Genomic DNA, 19150 nt, shown 5'->3' on the forward strand with positions numbered 1-19150 from the left:
ATCTATGAATCAATGTATAACAGACTCAACCCAAGCCAATTGCGATAATGCTGCGCTGAATGTCACGGCACTTGACGTCGCTGAGGTGATCCCACATCGAGCGCCGATGATACTGATCGACAGACTGCTAGCACATCAAACCGATACCTTGCTGACCGAAACCCACATTTCGACCAGCAGCGCCTATTTCGACGCTCAGTCTCAGTCGGTACCTAACTATGTGGGTATCGAATATATGGCCCAGAGCATCGCCGCCTTAGCCGGCGTCGAAGCCATTGCCAAACAACAAGCGATTAAAATTGGTTTCCTGCTGGGTAGCCGTAAACTTAAGCTGCATATCCCGGCTTTTGCGCTGGGAGAAAGTTATCAGACCCGCGTGAGCCGTTTGTATCAGGAAGAAAGCGGCTTAGCGGTTTTTGACTGCCAAATATTACATCATGATCAAATAGTGGCTGAAGCCAATATCAATGTGTTTCAGCCACAAGATACCGATGCCTATATCTCAGAAAGTATCCAAGGAAGCGAGGACATTCCTTCATGAGCAACAAACGTATACTCGTCACAGGTTCCAGCCGAGGTATCGGCAAGGCCATCGCACTCAAGCTTGCCCAAAGTGGCTATGATATCGCGCTGCATTTTCACAGTAATGCCACCGCAGCGGCAAACACCCAAGCCGAACTGCAATCCTTTGACATTAATGTCAGTTGCCTGCAATTTGATGTTGCCGATCGCGTCGGCGTTAGAGCCGCTATCGAAGCCGATATTGAGCAACACGGTGCCTATTACGGCGTTATTCTGAATGCGGGCATCAACCGTGACACTGCCTTCCCCGCCATGACAGATGATGAGTGGGACAGCGTCGTACACACCAATTTGGATGGTTTTTATAACGTCATCCAACCCTGTACCATGCCGATGATTCAGGGTCGCCAAGGCGGCCGCATTATCACCATGGCCTCGGTATCAGGTATCGCGGGTAATCGCGGCCAAGTTAACTATAGCGCCTCTAAAGCGGGCATTATTGGTGCAACTAAAGCCCTGAGCTTAGAGCTGGCTAAACGCAAAATTACCGTTAACTGTATCGCACCGGGATTAATCGAAACCGATATGGTTGCGGATATTCCTAAAGATATGGTCAATGAACTCGTGCCAATGCGCCGCATGGGTAAACCTGAAGAGATCGCCGGACTAGCCAACTTCTTAATGTCAGACGATGCCGCTTACATTACTCGTCAGGTGATCTCAGTGAATGGGGGAATGATCTAATGTCAGACACAATCAGACGCGTTGTGGTTACCGGCGTCGGTGGTGTTACCGCCCTAGGTCACGATTGGCCAGCCATTGCCAGCAGCTTAAAAGCACAGAAAAACTGTGTCACGACTATGCCAGAATGGGACAAGTTCGAGGGGCTTAATACTCGCCTCGCGGCGCCCATTACCGACTTTGAGAAACCGGCCCATTATTCGCGCAAGAAGATTCGTTCCATGGGGCCAGTTTCTATTATGGCCGCTTGGGCCAGCGAGAAAGCGTTAATGGACGCCGACCTACTGGGTTCTGAAGTTGTCACCTCCGGCGCGATGGGCATTGCCTATGGCTCTTCCACCGGCAGTACCGATCCCATCATCGCCTTCGGTGATATGCTGAAAAATGGCGATATGTCAGGTGTTACCGCCACCAGCTATATCCGCATGATGGCCCATACCACCGCCGTTAACGTCGGAGTCTTTTTTGGCCTTAAGGGACGTATTCATACCACCAGCAGCGCCTGTACTTCCGGTAGCCAAGGTATTGGCTACGCCTACGAAGCCATTAAATATGGTCAGCAAGATCTGATGTTAGCCGGTGGCGGCGAAGAACTTTGTCCGACCGAAGCCGTCGTATTTGACACCCTGTTCGCGACCAGTACTAAGAACAGCAATCCAAGTCAGACTCCGAGTCCATTCGATCGTGACCGCGATGGTTTAGTCATTGGTGAGGGGGCTTGTACCTTGGTACTTGAAGAGCTAGAACATGCTAAGGCTCGCGGGGCTAAAATCTATGCCGAGCTGATCGGTTTTGGCACCAACTCTGATGGTCTGCATGTGACGCAACCTAATGCAGAGACCATGGAAAAGGCGATCCGTTTAGCACTTAAAGACGCCAAACTCAGTCCCGATGCTATCGGCTATGTGAATGCTCACGGTACGGCGACCGACAGAGGCGATATCGCCGAAACTCAGGCCACCGAAGCCGTATTTGGTCAGCAGATGCCTATCTCTTCACTGAAAAGCTATACTGGCCACACCTTAGGTGCCTGTGGCGCCTTGGAAGCTTGGGTCACTATTGAGATGATGAATGAGGGCTGGTTTGCGCCGACTCTTAACCTCAACAATATTGATCCTGCCTGTGGCAAGCTCGATTACATCAAAGATGAAGTGCGTCAACTGGAAACCGATTACGTGATGAGTAATAACTTCGCCTTCGGCGGTATCAATACCTCACTGATCTTTAAAAGGTGGCGTGACTAGGCTCTATCGTTATCACGCTGATTCAAACTGAAACCGCAACAAGCATTAATATAAAGCCATATTTTTAGGGGTGTTGAATAATATGGCTTTCTCTTTTTTTGGCATAAGCTTTGCTATTTCTCCATTAGGTCCCCTGCGAAGTAATGGAGCTATCTATGCAGTTTGTTCTAGGTTTAGTTACTCAAGCCAACGTAGTATGGCTGTTAAAACAGCACAGCGAAGAAATGTACGCTATCTCTCCAGCAGAAAGTGTTCATACTCTTGATTTACAATCACTTTCACAGCCTGATATTCGCTTTTGGACTCTCTGGGACGGGGATCATCTCGCCGGCTGTGGGGCGATTAAACGCCTGGATAAATATCACGCTGAAATCAAGTCGATGCGTACCACTCATGCGTACCGCCAGCGGGGCTTAGGTAGCTTGATGCTGCACCATTTGATTGCAGATGCCGCACAACTTGGGATCACTCGACTTAGCTTGGAAACTGGTTCGATGAACTTCTTCACTCCAGCGAGAAGTTTGTATCAAAAATTTGGTTTCCATCACTGCCAGCCTTTTGCTCAATATCGGCCCGATCCCAACAGTATCTTTATGACACGTACCCTATAAAACCAATCAGTATAAATATAAGGCCAAGAAAAAATATAAAAAAAGACCCATGACAGCATCATGGGTCTTTTTATCAAAGCGTAAATAAAAGCGCCGACATCAAGACAGTTAGATCATTATGCGACTAGCTGATCTATGCTTTCCTTAGCAGTATGGATACCTTGCTCATTGGCTTCAGGCCCCATATTTAACGCTTCACCGTATACGACTTCAACGTTATCGATACCGACAAAACCAAGTACCGTTTTCAAGTAAGGCACAACGTGGTCGGTTACCGAATCCTTATGTACGCCACCACGAGTGGTCACTAACATGGCTTTTTTGCCTGTTACTAAGCCCACTGGGCCAGTTTCGGTATAGTTAAAGGTCACACCAGCTCGTGCAATAAGGTCAATCCAGTTTTTCAACTGAGTTGGAATACTAAAGTTATACATAGGCGCAGCGATAACAATCGTATCGTGAGCCTTAAGCTCGGCAACTAGCTCATTAGAAAGTGCTAGCGCTTGCTGTTGCTTGTCTGATAACTCATCAGCACCGCGAAGTGCGGTTGCAATTTCACCATCTAACATAGGCAGTGGTTGTTCCACTAAATCACGTATTGTGATTTCTGCGCCGCGAGTTTGCAGCTGCTGCTGTAGATGGTCAATTAACTTGGCCGACTGAGAGTAATCACCCAAAATGCTCGATTTTAAAACCAATACCTTCGACATAAACTGCTCCAAACGAGATAATTAATAAACAATGAAGTCATTTTATATATCGATTTAATGAATTTAAAGCGCATAAAATGCGACAAATAGATGCAAGAAATAGAAACATCATGTCAGATAAGGATGACATTGCGTCAGTTAAAGTCGGTAAATATTTGATTGAAGCGTGATGTCAAATTAGGGTTTACTGATTGTTTTCTGGTATTCTTTACAGCTATTAACCATGAATCTATACATAACGAATAATGTCAAAACAAGACTCTTTTTGGTTTAAATCATTACGTTGGATCCAAAAAAAATTGGTGCACACTATTGTGGTACCTCAGGATCCCTTTGACGATCTCAATTTAGACTCCAGTAGACCCTTGGTCTACGTGATGAAAACAGAATCCGTCAGCGATATTGCAGCTCTCAGCGAAATCACTGACAAACTTGGCTTACCTAGCCCTTATGCCTCACTTGAGGTTAATGGCAGACGCACCCCAAGAGTCGTGTGTCTCGGTGGCGCTAAGCCATTGTTCGGTCAACGCGAAGATAATGAATATTACCTCGATACCTTTACCCAACTGCTCACTAGCCATAAGCAAAACCCTGAGCTGGATGTGCAACTGGTGCCCGTTAGCCTCTATTGGGGACGCACTCCAGGTAAAGAAGACGACACAATGAAAGCGGCAGTGTTGGAGCGTGAAAGCCCAACTTGGCTGCGTAAGTGTTTGATGATTTTATTCCTCGGTCGTCATAATTTCGTACAGTTCTCTAATGCGATGTCAGTGCGATACATGGCCGACGAACATGGCACCGATAAGCGTATCGCGCAAAAGTTGGCTCGAGTTGCCCGAGTGCATTTCCGTCGTCAACGCAAGGTGATGACTGGTCCGGTATTGCCGAACCGACAAAACTTATTCCATGCATTGCTTAAGTCTGAATCGATGCAAAAGGCGATTCAGGAAGAAGCCCAAAGCAAGAAAGTTTCTGAAGAAAAAGCCCGCGAAACCGCGATGCAATACTTAGATGAAATTGCAGCCGACTACTCAGATAGCCTAGTGCGCATCGCTGAGCGTTTCCTTACCTGGCTTTGGAACAAGCTCTATAAAGGCATCAATATCAAGGGCGCTGAACAGATCCGTAAGCTACATCATGACGGCCATGAAATTGTCTATGTGCCTTGTCATCGTAGCCACATGGACTACCTGTTACTGTCTTATATTCTCTACTATCAAGGCATGGTACCCCCGCATATTGCTGCCGGTATCAACCTGAACTTCTGGCCAGCAGGACCAATGTTCCGTCGTGGTGGCGCCTTCTTTATTCGTCGTAGCTTCCGTGGCAATAAACTCTATACCGCGGTATTCCGTGAATATTTAGATCAACTGTTTACCAAAGGCTATTCGGTCGAGTATTTCACCGAAGGGGGGCGCTCGCGTACAGGCCGTTTATTAGCGCCTAAGACAGGCATGATCGCCATGACACTCAACAGTGTACTTCGCGGCGTTGAGCGACCTGTGACATTAGTGCCAGTGTATCTGGGCTACGACCATGTGATGGAAGTGGCCACTTATCATAAAGAATTGAGCGGTAAGAAAAAGAAGAAAGAATCAGTATGGCAGGTCTTCGGTGCTATTCGTAAACTCGGAAATTTCGGTCAAGGTTATGTGAACTTTGGTGAGCCCATCACACTACACAATTACCTAACCGAGCAAGTGCCTACTTGGCGCGAAGAACTGGCTAAAGATCCCGAACAGAAACCTACTTGGTTAACGCCTGTGGTTAACACCTTGGCCAATCGCGTGATGACTCGCATCAATGATGCCGCAGCGGTCAGCTCGGTCACGCTAACCAGCTTAGTGTTATTGGCATCTGAGCAAAACGCGCTTGAACGTTCGCTGCTTGAAAAGCAACTGAACCTGTACCTCACCTTGTTAAAGCAGTTGCCTTACACCGAGTTTGCCTCAGTCGTCGAAGATGATGGCGCAACCCTTATCGCCCAAGGTTTAGAGCTGAAAAAACTGCAGCTCGATAGCGATCCTCTTGGTGATATTATCTCTATCGATGACAGCATTGCGGTTGCCATGACCTATTATCGCAATAACATCATTCACTTAATGGTACTGCCATCGCTTATCGCTAACTGCCTGACTCAGCAAGACAACTGCAGCCGCGAAACGATTATCAGCACAGTGGAAGATTTCTATCCTCTGTTGCAGGCCGAACTGTTTATGGGAGTCGAAGATATTCCGGGTTATGTATCACAGATGCTAGACCTGTTTATTGAGCAGCAACTTGTGGTCGAATCTAACGGCTTTAAGGTTAATCCTGAGAAGGAAAACCAACTGCTGTTACTGGCAGGCACTGTTAGTGAAACCATGCAGCGCTATGCCATTATTTTCAATATTTTGGCCACCACCCCTGATATCGAACGCTCAAGTCTCGAAAGTGACAGCCATCAGTTAGCTCAGCGTCTTGGCGCCCTACATGGCATTACTGCGCCAGAGTTCTACGACAAAAAACTGTACGGCACTCTTAGCGTTAAACTAAAAGAGCTTGGTTATCTGTCTGATAACGCCAATCTGCAACAGATTGAGCGCATTCGTAACCGCGCGAACCAGTTACTACGCTCATCGGTAAAACAAACCATAGTCGATAGTGTGCACGCGGAGCATCACGCTTAATGGCCAACCATATGAATGCTGCCAAGCATAAAGCTTCTGGCAAATCTGTGTTGGGCGGTGCGATGATTATCGCGGGAACTGCGGTCGGAGCGGGCATGTTTTCTCTGCCAGTCGTTGGCGCAGGGATGTGGTTCAGCTATTCGGTTGTGATGATGCTGGGCGTGTGGTTTTGCATGTTGGTTTCAGGCCTACTCTTGCTAGAGACGAATTTACACTTTGAACCCGGAGCCAGTTTCGATACCCTAACCCGCGATACTCTGGGTAACTTTTGGCGTATCGTCAATGGCTTATCTATCGCTTTTGTGCTGTATATTCTAGCTTATGCCTATATCAGTGGCGGCGGTTCCATCGTCAATCACAGCTTGCAAGGTCTAGGTATCGCACTGCCTCAGAGCCTTGCCGGATTAATCTTTGCCATCGGCTTAGCCATAATCGTCTTTATCAGTACCAAGGCAGTCGATCGCATTACTACCATAATGCTCGGCGGGATGATTATTACCTTCTTCCTCGCGATTGGTAATCTACTGATTGAGATTGAGCCGGTTAAGCTCTTTGCTCCCAATGGCGAAGCCAGTTACTTGCCTTATCTTTTGGCGGCAATTCCATTTGGTTTAGTGAGCTTCGGCTACCATGGTAACGTCCCCAGCCTAGTCAAATACTATGGCAAAGATCCGAAAACCATCGTCAAAGCAATCACCTTAGGCACGCTAATCGCCTTTGTGATCTACCTGTGTTGGTTAATGGCCACCATGGGCAATATTGCTCGTAGCGAGTTCGTCGATATTGTCGCAAAAGGCGGTAATATGGGCATATTGGTAGCGGCATTGTCGGATGTGATGGCCAGTGATTGGCTCACCACTATGCTCACTCTGTTTGCTAATCTAGCCGTCGCGTCCTCGTTTCTGGGGGTCACCTTAGGCTTATTTGATTATCTGGCGGATCTGTTCGGTTTCGATGAGACTCGCACAGGTCGTCTTAAAACCGCAGCAGTCACCTTCTTGCCCCCCACCTTATTGGGGTTACTGTTTCCCAATGGCTTCCTGATCGCCATTGGATTTGCTGCTCTGGCAGCCACCATTTGGGCCGCGATAGTGCCTGCATTAATGGCCCATAAGGCACGACAATTATACCCAAATAGCCAAGGCTTTAAGGTGCCCGGTGGCACACTGGTTATTGGTATCGTTATCGCTTACGGACTGCTTACCGCAACCTGCCACTTGTTAATGATGGCCGAGCTCCTGCCAGTTTACGGTAAATAAAAATCGATATGAAAGGTGCCAGTACGGCACCTTTTTTATTATCTGTACAGCAAAGCAAAAACCAGCTTTACTAAACTTAGACTTTTACCTGTACAGGATGTCCAAATGAAAATCGCACATTATCAGCAAGGTATGCCCTGTTGGGTTGAACTTGCCAGTAAAGATGTCACTTCAGGCAAACATTTCTACAGCGCCCTGTTTGATTGGCAACTAAAAGAGATGCCTACGCCCGACGGCAGCTATATCATGTTTGCCATTGAAGATGATGATATCGCCGCTGCCTATCAACTCCCGCAAACCATGATAGACGCACACGTCCCCAGCCACTGGGGCATCTATTTTGCCGTTAATGACCTTGATACCACTTTAGAATTGGTCAAAAAACATGGCGGCAAAGTGGTCGTGGGTCCTCATAACGTTGGAGAAGCTGGACGCATGGCCCAATGCCAAGATCCCGAAGGCAGCAGCTTTTCCTTGTGGCAGGCAGGGCAACACATAGGCGCGATGCGTAAAGATGAACCCAATACTTTTTGCTGGGCAGAACTCGCCTGTCGTAAACCCGATGAAGCCAAGGCTTTCTATTCAAAAGTATTGGGCTGGGTACCGCGTATCTCCTTAATGGAAGATTTTGATTATTGTGAGTGGCTGGTCGGCGATACTGCCATTGGCGGCATGATGGAGATGACAGAGGAGTGGGGCGACATGCCCTCGCACTGGATGCCGTATGTCATGGTCAGTCATTGCGATGCCATTGCAGCAAAAGCGGCAGAGATTGGTGGCAAGGTCTGTGTTCCACCCACAGATATTCCTAAGGTCGGACGCTTCGCCGTTTTAAATGATCCCCAAGAAGGGTTTTTCTCCGTGATCACGCTACTGGATGAGTAATACCAATCGGTATAACCTTTTATCTTATAATAAAAAAGCGCGCCAAGAGGACTCCTCCGGCGCGCTTTCATTAAGCACAGTTTATTTAACCTGAACTCGGGATAACGAGTATCGGAAAATCTAAATTTAACAAGCTAATTCAATGCTATAAAGGATTAATTCGAAAAGGAAAGTCTATTTTCTAACTGAATGCGCAGATTTTTGAGCATATCAAGGGCGCTCTGTCGTACACCATAGCGAACTATGGTTAGGCAGAGCAACGCAGAGAGGCACACAAAGATGCCTATTCAGCGGCTCTGCTTATCCAGAGCTCAGGTTATTTAGATGCTTTTAGACCTCGACGATAAATCAACAAATAAAGCGCTGGTAACACGAATAACGACAACAAGGGAGCCGTTATCATGCCACCCACCATAGGCGCTGCAATCTTCTGCATCACATCGTTACCCGAACCGGCGCCCCACATGATAGGTAACAGGCCAAAGAAGATGGTGGCAACTGTCATCGCCTTAGGACGAATACGCATCACAGCACCTTCGATCAAGGCATCTTTGAGATCGCTCTCACCATGGTATTGACCCTGTTCGCTACGGTGTTTAATGGCGTTATTGAGATACACCAACATCACCACCCCAAACTCGGCGGCAACCCCAGCCAAGGCAATCATACCCACTGCCACAGCAACCGACATATTAAAGTCGAGCAGGAACAGCAACCAAGTGCTTCCGACTAAGGCAAACGGCAGACTCAACATGATGATCGAGGCCTGCATGGTTGAGCCAAAAGTCATCATCAGCAGAATAAAGATCACCCCAAGTGCCATAGGGATCACCTTTTGCAGCTTGGCATCTACACGCTGCATATATTCATACTGACCCGCAAAGTTGTAGCTATAACGCGGCGGCACGGTTAATTGTTCATCCAAGGCAGCCTTGGCTTGCTCTATATATTCACCGATAGAGATATTATCGATATCGACAAACACCCAAGAGATCAGACGGCCATTTTCGCTCTTAAGCATAGGCGCACCATCGGTGATCTCGATATCCGCTAAATTACGCAAGGGCAGATAATGTCCCGATTTAGTGATCACCGGTAGTTCTCGCAGTTTCTCTATGTTGTCACGCAGAGCACGAGGATAACGCAGGTTGATCGGATAACGCTCGGCACCTTGCACCGACTCACCAATTTCCATCCCCCCAATGGCATAACGCACCACATCTTGAATATCAGTCAAGGTCATGCCGTAGCGCGAAGCCACATCCAACTTCGGCGTAATATCGATATAGCGACCACCGCCCACACGCTCGGCATAAGCCGATTTGGTATTAGGCAGCTGGCTGAGAATCGCCTCGATATCCGCACCAACAGTTTGTAGCTCGTTGACATCGGCGCCGGTGATCTTAATGCCCACAGGCGTCTTGATTCCGGTAGACAACATATCGATACGCGTCTTGATAGGTTGTACCCAAGCATTGGTTAATCCCGGCACTTTTACCGTTTGTTGTAACTGTTCGATAATGTCCTTCAGCTCAACGCCATCACGCCATTCCTCGCGAGGTTTAAGCATGATGGTGGTTTCCAGCATGGTTAAGGGTGCAGGATCGGTTGCGGTTTCAGCGCGGCCCACCTTACCAAAGACCCGCTTCACCTCTGGCACGGTTTTGATCAATCGATCCGTCTGCTGTAATACCTCAGCGGCTTTACTCGCGCTGATCCCCGGCAAAGCGGTTGGCATATACAACAAGTCACCCTCTTCCAGGTCTGGCATAAACTCGCTGCCCATGTGCGACACCGGATACCAGGCACTAGCTAATGCCACCAACGCTAACACTATGGTGAATTTAGGGAAACGCAACACCGCATTTAACGCCGGTTTATATAGTGCGATTAACACTCGACTAATCGGATTGCTGGTTTCTTTGGGGATCTTACCGCGAATAAAGAAACCCATCAGAATCGGCACAATGGTGATCGACAATATCGCTGCCGCCGCCATCGCGAAAGTTTTAGTGTAAGCCAAGGGGCTAAACAATCGTCCTTCTTGCGCTTCTAATGAGAACACAGGCACAAAACTAAGGGTGATGATCAATAGCGAGAAAAACAGCGCTGGCCCCACTTCAACCGAAGCCTTAGCCACAATCTGCCAATGCTCCTTATTGTCTGGCGCGCGCTGTTGCTCCTCCCTGAAATGCTCCAAGTGCTTGTGCATATTTTCGATCATCACGATGGCACCATCCACCACGGCACCAATCGCAATAGCGATGCCGCCTAGGCTCATGATGTTGGCATTCACTCCCATTTTGTTCATCACAATAAAGGCCATCAAGATAGACAATGGCAAGGTGATGACCGCCACCAGCGTCGAGCGAGCATGCAGTAGGAACAATAGGCACACGATAGTGACCACCACCATCTCTTCGATCACCTTGTGAAATAGATTATCCACCGAGTTTTCTATGAGGTGCGATCTATCGTAGGTCGGAACAATTTCGACCCCTTGTGGTAAACCCGCTTTTAACTGCTCTAGTTTGGCCTTAACCGCCTCAATGGTGGCCAATGCATTTTCACCATAACGCATGACGATAATGCCGCCGACTACTTCACCTTCTCCATCGAGTTCAGCAATACCACGGCGAGAAGCCGGACCTTTACGTATGGTGGCCACATCTTTTAGCAGTAACGGCGTACCCGATGGACTGGTGATCCCTAATGGGATCTCACGAAAATCGTCCAACGTTTGGCGATACCCCTTGGCGCGCACCATATATTCGGCTTCGGCCATCTCAATCACCGAGCCACCGGCTTCGGTGTTCGACTTAGTTATGGCATTTTTTATCGAAGCAAGATCAAGCTGATACAGAGCTAGCTTATCCGGCTCGACCACCACCTGATAGGTTTGCTCCATACCGCCCACGGTTGCCACTTCAGACACACCGGCAACGCTCTGCAATTCAAGCTTTAAATACCAATCTTGCAGGCTCTTGAGTTGAGACAAATCTAAGCTGCCAGAGCGATCCACCAAGGCGTACTCGAAAATCCAGCCCACACCAGATGCATCTGGGCCTAATGAAGGTTGCAATCCTTGAGGTAAACGACTGCTCACCTGGCTTAAATACTCCAGTACCCGAGATCGCGCCCAATAGATGTCGGTGCCATCTTCGAAGATGACATACACATAAGAGTCGCCGAAGAAGGAGTAACCTCGAACCGTTTTTGCTCCGGGAACCGCTAACATAGCGGTCGATAAAGGATAAGTGACCTGCTCTTCCACCAGCTTAGGTGCCTGCCCCGGATAAGGCGTCTTAATGATCACCTGAACATCGGATAAATCAGGTAAGGCGTCTAGCGGGGTGTTTCTTAGCTCCTGTACTCCCCAAAGGGTGATCATCAGGGTGACAATCAACACCATGAATCGCTGACGAATGGAGGCTTGAATAATATGTTTTAACATGTCGCCTCCTAGTGCTGATGACCACTGCTAAGACGCATCAAGCTGCCCTTAAGGCTGGCTTCTGAATCCAATAAGAATTGGCCCGAGATCACGACTTGTTCACCCTCTTCAATACCGCTAAGGATCTCCGCTTTACCCTGAGACATCATGCCAACGTTGACCTCTCGCGCCACAAAAGTGTTGTCACTCTGTTTGACGATAACTCGGTTATTCTGACCGGTTTGAATCAGCGCCTCTTGCGGCACCACTAAGCTTTTACGCTTGGCACCACCGAAGATTTCCACTTTCGCTAAGGTGTTAGGACGCAGAGTAATATCGGGATTTTGCAGCACAATACGCACTCGCAAGCTACGGGTAACGGGGTCAAGTTCAGGATAGATATAATCGATTTCACCTTCGATGCCTTTCAGCCCCATGGCAGGTACAGATACTTCAGTCTGTTGACCGACTTCCAGCCAACTCTGCTCGTTTTCGAACACATCGGCAATCACCCAAACTTTTGAAAGATCCACTAACGACAGCACTTCGGTCGCGGGCTGAATATACATCCCCTCTCTGACTGAAAGTTGTTTTACGATACCATCAGTTTTGGCATAAAAAGGCACGCGATACTGAGTCTTCTTGGTTTTGGCTAGTTGATCAATTTGCCACTGTGTCATGCCTAGCAGCTCTAAACGCAACCCCGCACGTCTCACCAAATCCTGATAATCTTTATTAGCCGAACTTTGCAGGCTACCTAGCGCTAATAGGTAATCGTCTTGAGCGTTAATCAAGTCAGGCGAGTAGATCTCATATAACAGCTGACCCTTTTTCACCGGATCGCCCACAGTATCGACAGCCAGCTTCTCAATCCAACCATTAACACGAGCATGCAGATGAATAATCTGACTCTCGTCATAACCTACCTGTCCCACGGTGCGAACAAACTTCCAAAGGGTTTCTCGGTCAGCCTTAACCACTTTAAGCGCCAATGCTTGCTGCATGCCACCAGATACATCCACTTGGATCTCATGCTGGCTGCCACCCACTTCGACCTTCTCAAGATTCATACCGCAAATAGGGCAAGTCCCCGGAACATCGCTGATAATATGAGCGTGCATAGGACAAACATATTTTATCGACGGTTCCGAATTCAGCGGAGCGGGTTTAGCCTGATCCAAGACGGAATGCTGACTATGATCGACTTGATTAGTCTTATCTAAGGCATCGCCACGCTCTTCTTCCTCTTCCACTTCAACCAAAAACATATTGCACTTAGGACAACGACTGCCCGCTTCGTGGCTGGTTTCTTCTGGGTGCATAGGGCAAGCATAGGTTTTCTGCTCACCTACAGCATGGTGCTGATGTTCGTCTGCCCCAGCTTCAGCTTCCTTAACCTCAACCAGAAACATATTGCACTTAGGACAACGACTGCCCGCTTCATGGCTGGTTTCTTCTGGGTGCATAGGGCAAGCATAAGTTTTCTGTTCGCTAGCATCATGTTGATGCACCTGCTGCTCAGCATTTAGCGTCGCACTCAATTGACCATGAGCCAAATGAGGGGCACCAATCAAGATAAAACTGAGCAAATAAGCAATGTTATTTCGCCCTTTTTTGATATTAAAACGGTTCATAATGCCTCACTTCCACTCATCGATTAGTGCTGATGTTGCATGTTATGCGCATTAGCACTCTTGCTATTGCTCTTACTGTTACTCACTTTTTCAAGGTTCATACCGCACTTAGGGCAAGTATCACCTTTGTCACCCACAACCTCTGGATGCATAGGACAGTGATAATCTGCAGTTTGCATTTGCTGCTTATGCTTAGGGCAATTTTTACAATTTTCACCCGCTTTCTCGGCCTTCATCGCCTCTAAATTCATACCGCATTTAGGACAAGTATCGCCTTTGTCACCCACAACCTCTGGATGCATTGGGCAGTGATAGGCCGCTTGATGTTTCTTATGTTGATGTTTAGGACAGTTTTCACAGGCTTTGCCGTCATGATGACCCGCAGCCTTAACTAGCTCTAAATTCATCCCGCATTTTGGACAAGTATCACCTTTCTCGCCGACAACTTCAGGGTGCATTGGACAGTGGTAAGTCTGCGCTGCATGTTCACTATGAGCATGATCCCCCGCTTGAACCATAGGCGCAGTTGAAACAAACAAAAATAGTGTAACCACAAGACTAATAAAGGTTTTCATTGATTAACTCCATCAAAAATCGCCATATTGCTACTTTGACTTACTCACAGATAAATACAAGTAAAGACTAAATAACAACTAACTGATACTTGGGTTATTGCTCATATTGGCAATCAAAATGTCGCCTTAAGAGACGGCTGAACTTAAGCCAGATAAGGCATAGCACAGCAATACTCGGCATTAACCCAATAACGTTACAAATAAATCGAATTGACTAACAAACAACAGAATAGAGATCTGTTATGCAATCGGAGGACGTAGGGCGGAGCCCAAAGTGATGGAGTGGAAATGAGGCATTTGAATGGCCATTATTGACTCTGAACCGCGAAAGCCCGACCAAGACTTCACGCTAAATAGTGTTCCTGTCACCGAAATCACCAAACAGTGATTACAATCTCCCTTACAAAATCCATTGCCTTCACAACAATGCTGAGTCGCGGGAAGCACATTTTCCTCAGTATCGCAGCAGTGAGATGTCTTCTCGGTTTGGGTTTCATGGCAGTTACTACTATCAGCCATCTGCATTACCGGCATCTCATCCGCTTGTGCATAAGACACCATAGCAAAACCATTAGATAGCATTACCTGACCCAACATAGCGAGCAAGGTAAAAACAACTAAGGTTTGGTGACGCAGCATTTTACGCATGACACTTCCTGATAATGAGATAGGTAAAGTCTATCACTAAAAAGTGAAATAACCCTGATTAAGTTCACATTTTATAACAAGCGATTAGCCTGTTTATGCAAGCTAAGCACTATGACACCTTGTTTGGCTAACAGTTCAACTTGCCATATCGCTCACTATGGATTAGCTTTAGTATTTACGCATATATATTAAGCAATAAGAAATTTTTTGCTTATATGAAATAGAGTTAGAGCTAGCTCTCATTTTACGGTTTTAAAGCCAGACCCTTATCCATGTTCTGGTTATACTCGTAATTACAGAGATGAAGTAATTACAACTAAATACAAAATTATATTTTGGAGATTGAGTGATGAACTGGCGTGCACTATTTAAACCAAGCGCGAAATATTCAATATTAGCCCTTCTTGTGGTCGGTATTGTTGTCGGTGTTGTGGGCTATTTCGCTACACAACAAACTTTACATGCAACCAGTACAGATGCTTTCTGTATGTCTTGCCACAGCAATCACTCATTAAAAGATGAAGTGTTAGCTTCTGCTCACGGCGGTGGACGCGCAGGTGTTACAGTACAATGTCAAGACTGTCACCTTCCACATGGCCCAGTTGACTACCTAATCAAGAAAATCATCGTATCTAAAGATCTATATGGTTTCCTAACTATCGATGGTTTCAACACTCAAGAATGGTTAGATGAAAACCGTAAAGAGCAAGCGGATCTTGCACTTAAGTATTTCCGTTCAACCGACAGCGCTAACTGCCAACACTGTCACACTCGTATCTACGAGAACCAGCCTGAAACCATGAAGAAGATGGCTAAGAGAATGCACGAAAACAACTTCAAAAAAGATGCTGACAAGCGTAAGACTTGCGTAGATTGTCACAAAGGTGTCGCTCACCCTTATCCAAAAGGATAAAAGCCTGAGCGCAACTTAAGCTTTCAAAACGAAAAAACCTCACTATCCTGTGAGGTTTTTTTATTCCTGAAAGCCAACACTAAGTCAAAGGCAGACTCACATAAGTGCCTTCAAACTCGGCGCAGCAGTTATCATCGCAATATAGCTTAACCGTCAATGTGACTTTCACTCGACGACCTTGTTTCAACACACTCATATCGACTTGCGGCCAAGTCACCTTCGCGACTGGTGATTGAGTAATTGGGGCCAAATAGCGAATATCGGCCTTCGCCAGCACGATATCACCTTGCACTTGAGCCAGCTGTTGATTCAACCAAACCGCTCCCCAGCCCGTTAACGTCATCAAGGTATAGATACTGCCGGCAAACATGGTGTGGTGTAGATTAATATTGGGCGCTAACGGGGCATTCACCGAAAATTGCTGCTCAATATAAGATTCTGGGCAAATTTGCATAAATTCACTTACCGGAATCGTGCAGTGCCAAGTTTGCTTTAGCTCAGTTAATAACTCAGCAATAGAGGGGGTCATTACTACACCTGCAAGTTAAAGGTGACAGGGCCATCGTTGACCAAACTAACTTGCATATCGGCAGCAAATTGCCCCGTAGCGACCCTTATGCCTTGGTTCTTACAATGCTCGACAAAGGCTTGGTATAAGGCTAACGCCTTCTCGGGTGCCGCGGCGCGTTCGGCGAAACTGGGACGTAATCCTCTTGAGGTATCAGCGGCTAGGGTAAACTGTGACACCACCAATAAGCTGCCCCCCACCTGCTGCACATTCAGATTCATCTTGCCATTATCATCATTGAATACGCGGTAGTTCATTACCTTGTGTGCCAATTTTTCCATCTTGACTAGATCGTCATCCTTTTCAACTCCCAGTAACACCAGCAAGCCTTGGTCTATGGCGCCAACGGTTTCGGCTGCAACATCGACTCTGGCTTGTTTAACCCGCTGAATTAACCCAATCACGACAACTTATCTCCTAGATCCACACTTGCTGTTGCGCAGTTTTAAACTGAATACACACGGCAGCACAACAGCTCAATTGATTAAATATTTAGCCACTCGTCACAAGGCTAGAGGCTTTTCACATAGCGCGCCATCTGCTGCACAGCTTCGGCAATAGCATTGCACATCGCCTCATTGGCAAAAGTATGCTCACCATCTCTGACGCGACGTGACGTCAAACGCTCTGGGCCAAATTGCTGTAAAAATTCATCCACTAAGGTTTGTGGACACACCCAATCAAACTCCCCTTGAAGGATCACGGTCGGCGACATGAGGTCGGCTCCGACACGCTGCAATAAGGAATATGCACCAAAATAATCATGCTTAGCATAATGCAGCTCTAGCCGAGCCAACGAACGTGCATTATCGATATTGAGCGTCTGGGAATCAATTGATGGGACAGCCAAAGCAAGCTCCCACGCCAACCAGCGACGTATAAATTCGTCTCTGACGTCACTCGATGGATGATGAAAACCCTCAGTAAAATGCTGAAATAACAGACTTAAATCTTCAATCCCTTCGGGATTAAACTCTAAGTATTTAAGAGGAAACTGCTTGGCTGCCCCCTTGAGGCCATATAACCATTGGGCACCAGCAACAGAAGGAATGAACATGCTCCAATAGACTTGAGAAACCACACGCCCAGGATAGATACAACTATAAAGATACCCCAAGCTGGCACCGAAAGAGCCACCCAGTAAGCACCAACGCTCCACTTCGGCCCAATTACGCACCTTTTCAATATCTTGCAGCAAACTCAACAAGTCATTACTGGCTAACACGCCGCTGGAACGTGAACGCCCCGCCGCGCGCTGATCTAACATATAGATATGAAACCCGCTGTCGATAAATAGGCTAATTTCATCGCCACTACAACCTTCGCCCGGGCCGCCATGAAGATACAACACTGGAATGCCTTGAGGATCGCCATATTGCGCCAAAAACAGTTGATGACCATCCCCCACCTCTAACCAATCATGACGAATTAAGGGGTGAACGCTCACTTAGCCTTCTCTTGCATTACCGACTTATCTTCTGTTTTCGAGCCTGTTTCAACTGCATCTTTAGCTTGACTATTAGATGCGGCTTCCGCTTGAACATCTCCAACTTCGTCATCTTCTTCGATAGATAACAAACGTTTATCGAGATATTCCGGCATGGCTGCGGTGATCTCGGCGCCAATTAAAACGATCATCCACGACAGATATACCCAAACGAACAAGATAGGAATCGTCGCCAGTGCGCCATAAATCGCTTGATAGGTGGGAAATTCGGTCAGATAGAGTGCAAAACCTTTCTTACCAAATTCAAACAAAACGGCGGCGGCAATAGCACCGAGAAGGGCATGAAAAAACTTAACTTTGGTATTAGGCACTATCATATAAATCAGTAAGAAGGTCGCTGCCGAGAAAATCATCGGCAAGCGTTCAACCACTAATGGCACAACCCCATTAAGGTCAGTACCGCTAAAGAGTTTCAGTGACACTACATAAGAGCTCGCCACTAGGCTGCCGCCCATCAACACAGGTCCTAAGGTCAACACCATCCAATACATAGAAAAAGACACCACCAAGGAGCGCTTCTCAGATGTGCGCCAGATGCCATTTAAAGATTTATCAATATTAGAGATCAGCAAGATAGCCACAACAACAAGTGCACCGATACCCACTGCCGTACCTTTAGAGGCATTCGCAACAAATTCGTTAATATAAACCTGCACGCTATCCCCCGCCGAAGGGATAAAGTTCTCATAGATAAAGCGCTCTATGTGACCACGGATCCCTTTAAAAATAGGGAATGCCGATAACATAGACATGGTAACGGCGATCATGGGCACCAGCGACAGCAAGGTAACATAGGCCAAGTGACCGGCACGCATATTGATTTGATCTTCAGCCAAGCGCTGCTTGAGGTGGATCAAAAACTCCCAGATACCGAGAAAAATGGAGCGAAATAAGCTAACATCGATTCTGTTTATCACTATATTCTCTTGATTCAAGTGGTATTAACTACGTAATCTAGATTACAAGTTAAAAGATGTTAGATACAAGTGTAGGGAACAAATAGATGTCACAACAAGGTTCTGCAGGCAATGTCATTGCCGCTATTGCGAGTTTTTTCTTCCCCGGATTGGGGCAATTAGTACAAGGGCGCATTTTAGCTGCACTGCTGTTTTTTGTTATCACCGTCGTAGGTTATGCACTTTGGTGGCTTATCGTTCCAGCCATTATTGGCGGTATCGCACACCTATGGAGCATTATCGATGCGGCCAAATTCAAGGCAGACAGCATTTAA

Annotated in this window: 17 protein-coding genes and 1 pseudogene; 9 read left to right on the plus strand and 9 right to left on the minus strand. The window is 47.0% G+C overall.

What is annotated here, in order from left to right:
* The first annotated feature begins 4 nt into the window (after positions 1-4).
* The 4 genes from L1D21_RS12935 (at position 5) to L1D21_RS12950 (ending at position 3118) form a co-directional block, all read left to right on the plus strand.
* Positions 5-541, plus strand: coding sequence for a hotdog family protein (locus L1D21_RS12935; protein WP_239845685.1), 537 nt, complete (start codon positions 5-7; stop codon positions 539-541).
* Positions 538-1266, plus strand: coding sequence for a 3-ketoacyl-ACP reductase FabG2 (locus tag L1D21_RS12940; RefSeq protein ID WP_239845686.1), 729 nt, complete (start codon positions 538-540; stop codon positions 1264-1266). Before L1D21_RS12935 ends, L1D21_RS12940 begins: the two co-directional genes overlap by 4 nt.
* Complete coding sequence (locus tag L1D21_RS12945) at positions 1266-2507, plus strand: beta-ketoacyl-ACP synthase (protein ID WP_239845687.1); 1242 nt, start codon at positions 1266-1268, stop codon at positions 2505-2507. The genes L1D21_RS12940 and L1D21_RS12945 overlap by 1 nt, the downstream gene beginning before the upstream one ends.
* A gap of 155 nt (positions 2508-2662) precedes the next feature.
* Positions 2663-3118, plus strand: coding sequence for a GNAT family N-acetyltransferase (locus tag L1D21_RS12950; RefSeq protein ID WP_239845688.1), 456 nt, complete (start codon positions 2663-2665; stop codon positions 3116-3118).
* 116 nt (positions 3119-3234) lie between these two features.
* Here L1D21_RS12950 and L1D21_RS12955 read toward each other — a convergent pair whose 3' ends face one another.
* Positions 3235-3828: an FMN-dependent NADH-azoreductase gene (locus tag L1D21_RS12955; protein WP_239845689.1), complete on the minus strand. Its 594-nt coding sequence runs from the start codon at positions 3826-3828 to the stop codon at positions 3235-3237.
* A 245-nt stretch (positions 3829-4073) separates the two neighbouring features.
* Here L1D21_RS12955 and plsB point away from each other — a divergent pair, with 245 nt between their 5' ends.
* From plsB to L1D21_RS12970, 3 genes are all read left to right on the plus strand, one after another.
* Positions 4074-6497: a glycerol-3-phosphate 1-O-acyltransferase PlsB gene (gene plsB / locus L1D21_RS12960; RefSeq protein ID WP_239845690.1), complete on the plus strand. Its 2424-nt coding sequence runs from the start codon at positions 4074-4076 to the stop codon at positions 6495-6497.
* Positions 6497-7756, plus strand: a complete 1260-nt coding sequence (mtr, locus tag L1D21_RS12965; protein WP_239845691.1) for a tryptophan permease — start codon at positions 6497-6499, stop codon at positions 7754-7756. The genes plsB and mtr overlap by 1 nt, the downstream gene beginning before the upstream one ends.
* A gap of 105 nt (positions 7757-7861) precedes the next feature.
* The gene (locus L1D21_RS12970; RefSeq protein WP_239845692.1) at positions 7862-8641 is read left to right on the plus strand and encodes a VOC family protein; all 780 of its coding nucleotides are present in this window, start codon (positions 7862-7864) and stop codon (positions 8639-8641) included.
* Between the two features lie 316 nt (positions 8642-8957).
* Here L1D21_RS12970 and L1D21_RS12975 read toward each other — a convergent pair whose 3' ends face one another.
* The 4 genes and pseudogenes from L1D21_RS12975 to L1D21_RS12990 all read right to left on the minus strand — a co-directional run bounded on the left by L1D21_RS12975 (position 8958) and on the right by L1D21_RS12990 (position 14931).
* Positions 8958-12095 (minus strand): efflux RND transporter permease subunit, encoded by a 3138-nt coding sequence (locus L1D21_RS12975; RefSeq protein ID WP_239845693.1) that lies wholly within the window; start codon positions 12093-12095, stop codon positions 8958-8960.
* 8 nt (positions 12096-12103) lie between these two features.
* Entirely contained in the window at positions 12104-13708 is a 1605-nt protein-coding gene (locus L1D21_RS12980; protein ID WP_239845694.1) for an efflux RND transporter periplasmic adaptor subunit, read from the minus strand.
* 23 nt (positions 13709-13731) lie between these two features.
* Positions 13732-13872 (minus strand): annotated as a pseudogene (locus tag L1D21_RS16570) (heavy metal-binding domain-containing protein); the annotation flags it as partial.
* Positions 13873-14523: 651 nt separating this feature from the next.
* Positions 14524-14931: a hypothetical protein gene (locus L1D21_RS12990; protein WP_239845696.1), complete on the minus strand. Its 408-nt coding sequence runs from the start codon at positions 14929-14931 to the stop codon at positions 14524-14526.
* Positions 14932-15280: 349 nt separating this feature from the next.
* On the opposite strand from L1D21_RS12990, the gene L1D21_RS12995 reads away from it, so the two are divergent.
* On the plus strand, positions 15281-15844 hold the full coding sequence (locus L1D21_RS12995; protein WP_239845837.1) for a NapC/NirT family cytochrome c: 564 nt from the start codon (positions 15281-15283) through the stop codon (positions 15842-15844).
* A gap of 79 nt (positions 15845-15923) precedes the next feature.
* Here the strand turns inward: L1D21_RS12995 and L1D21_RS13000 are convergent, their stop codons facing one another.
* From L1D21_RS13000 to L1D21_RS13015, 4 genes are all read right to left on the minus strand, one after another.
* Positions 15924-16373: a thioesterase domain-containing protein gene (locus L1D21_RS13000; RefSeq protein ID WP_239845697.1), complete on the minus strand. Its 450-nt coding sequence runs from the start codon at positions 16371-16373 to the stop codon at positions 15924-15926.
* 2 nt (positions 16374-16375) lie between these two features.
* Positions 16376-16816 carry a D-aminoacyl-tRNA deacylase gene (dtd, locus tag L1D21_RS13005; RefSeq protein WP_239845698.1) on the minus strand — a complete coding sequence of 147 codons (441 nt, stop codon included), beginning with the start codon at positions 16814-16816 and terminating at the stop codon, positions 16376-16378.
* A gap of 107 nt (positions 16817-16923) precedes the next feature.
* Entirely contained in the window at positions 16924-17859 is a 936-nt protein-coding gene (locus L1D21_RS13010) for an alpha/beta fold hydrolase (protein WP_239845699.1), read from the minus strand.
* A complete protein-coding gene (locus tag L1D21_RS13015; RefSeq protein WP_239845700.1) occupies positions 17856-18836 on the minus strand; it encodes a virulence factor BrkB family protein in 981 nt (326 codons plus the stop codon). The genes L1D21_RS13010 and L1D21_RS13015 overlap by 4 nt, the downstream gene beginning before the upstream one ends.
* An 86-nt stretch (positions 18837-18922) precedes the next feature.
* On the opposite strand from L1D21_RS13015, the gene L1D21_RS13020 reads away from it, so the two are divergent.
* The gene (locus L1D21_RS13020) at positions 18923-19150 is read left to right on the plus strand and encodes a hypothetical protein (protein ID WP_239845701.1); all 228 of its coding nucleotides are present in this window, start codon (positions 18923-18925) and stop codon (positions 19148-19150) included.

The organism is Shewanella sp. Isolate11 (assembly GCF_022398315.1).
Lineage (GTDB): Bacteria > Pseudomonadota > Gammaproteobacteria > Enterobacterales > Shewanellaceae > Shewanella.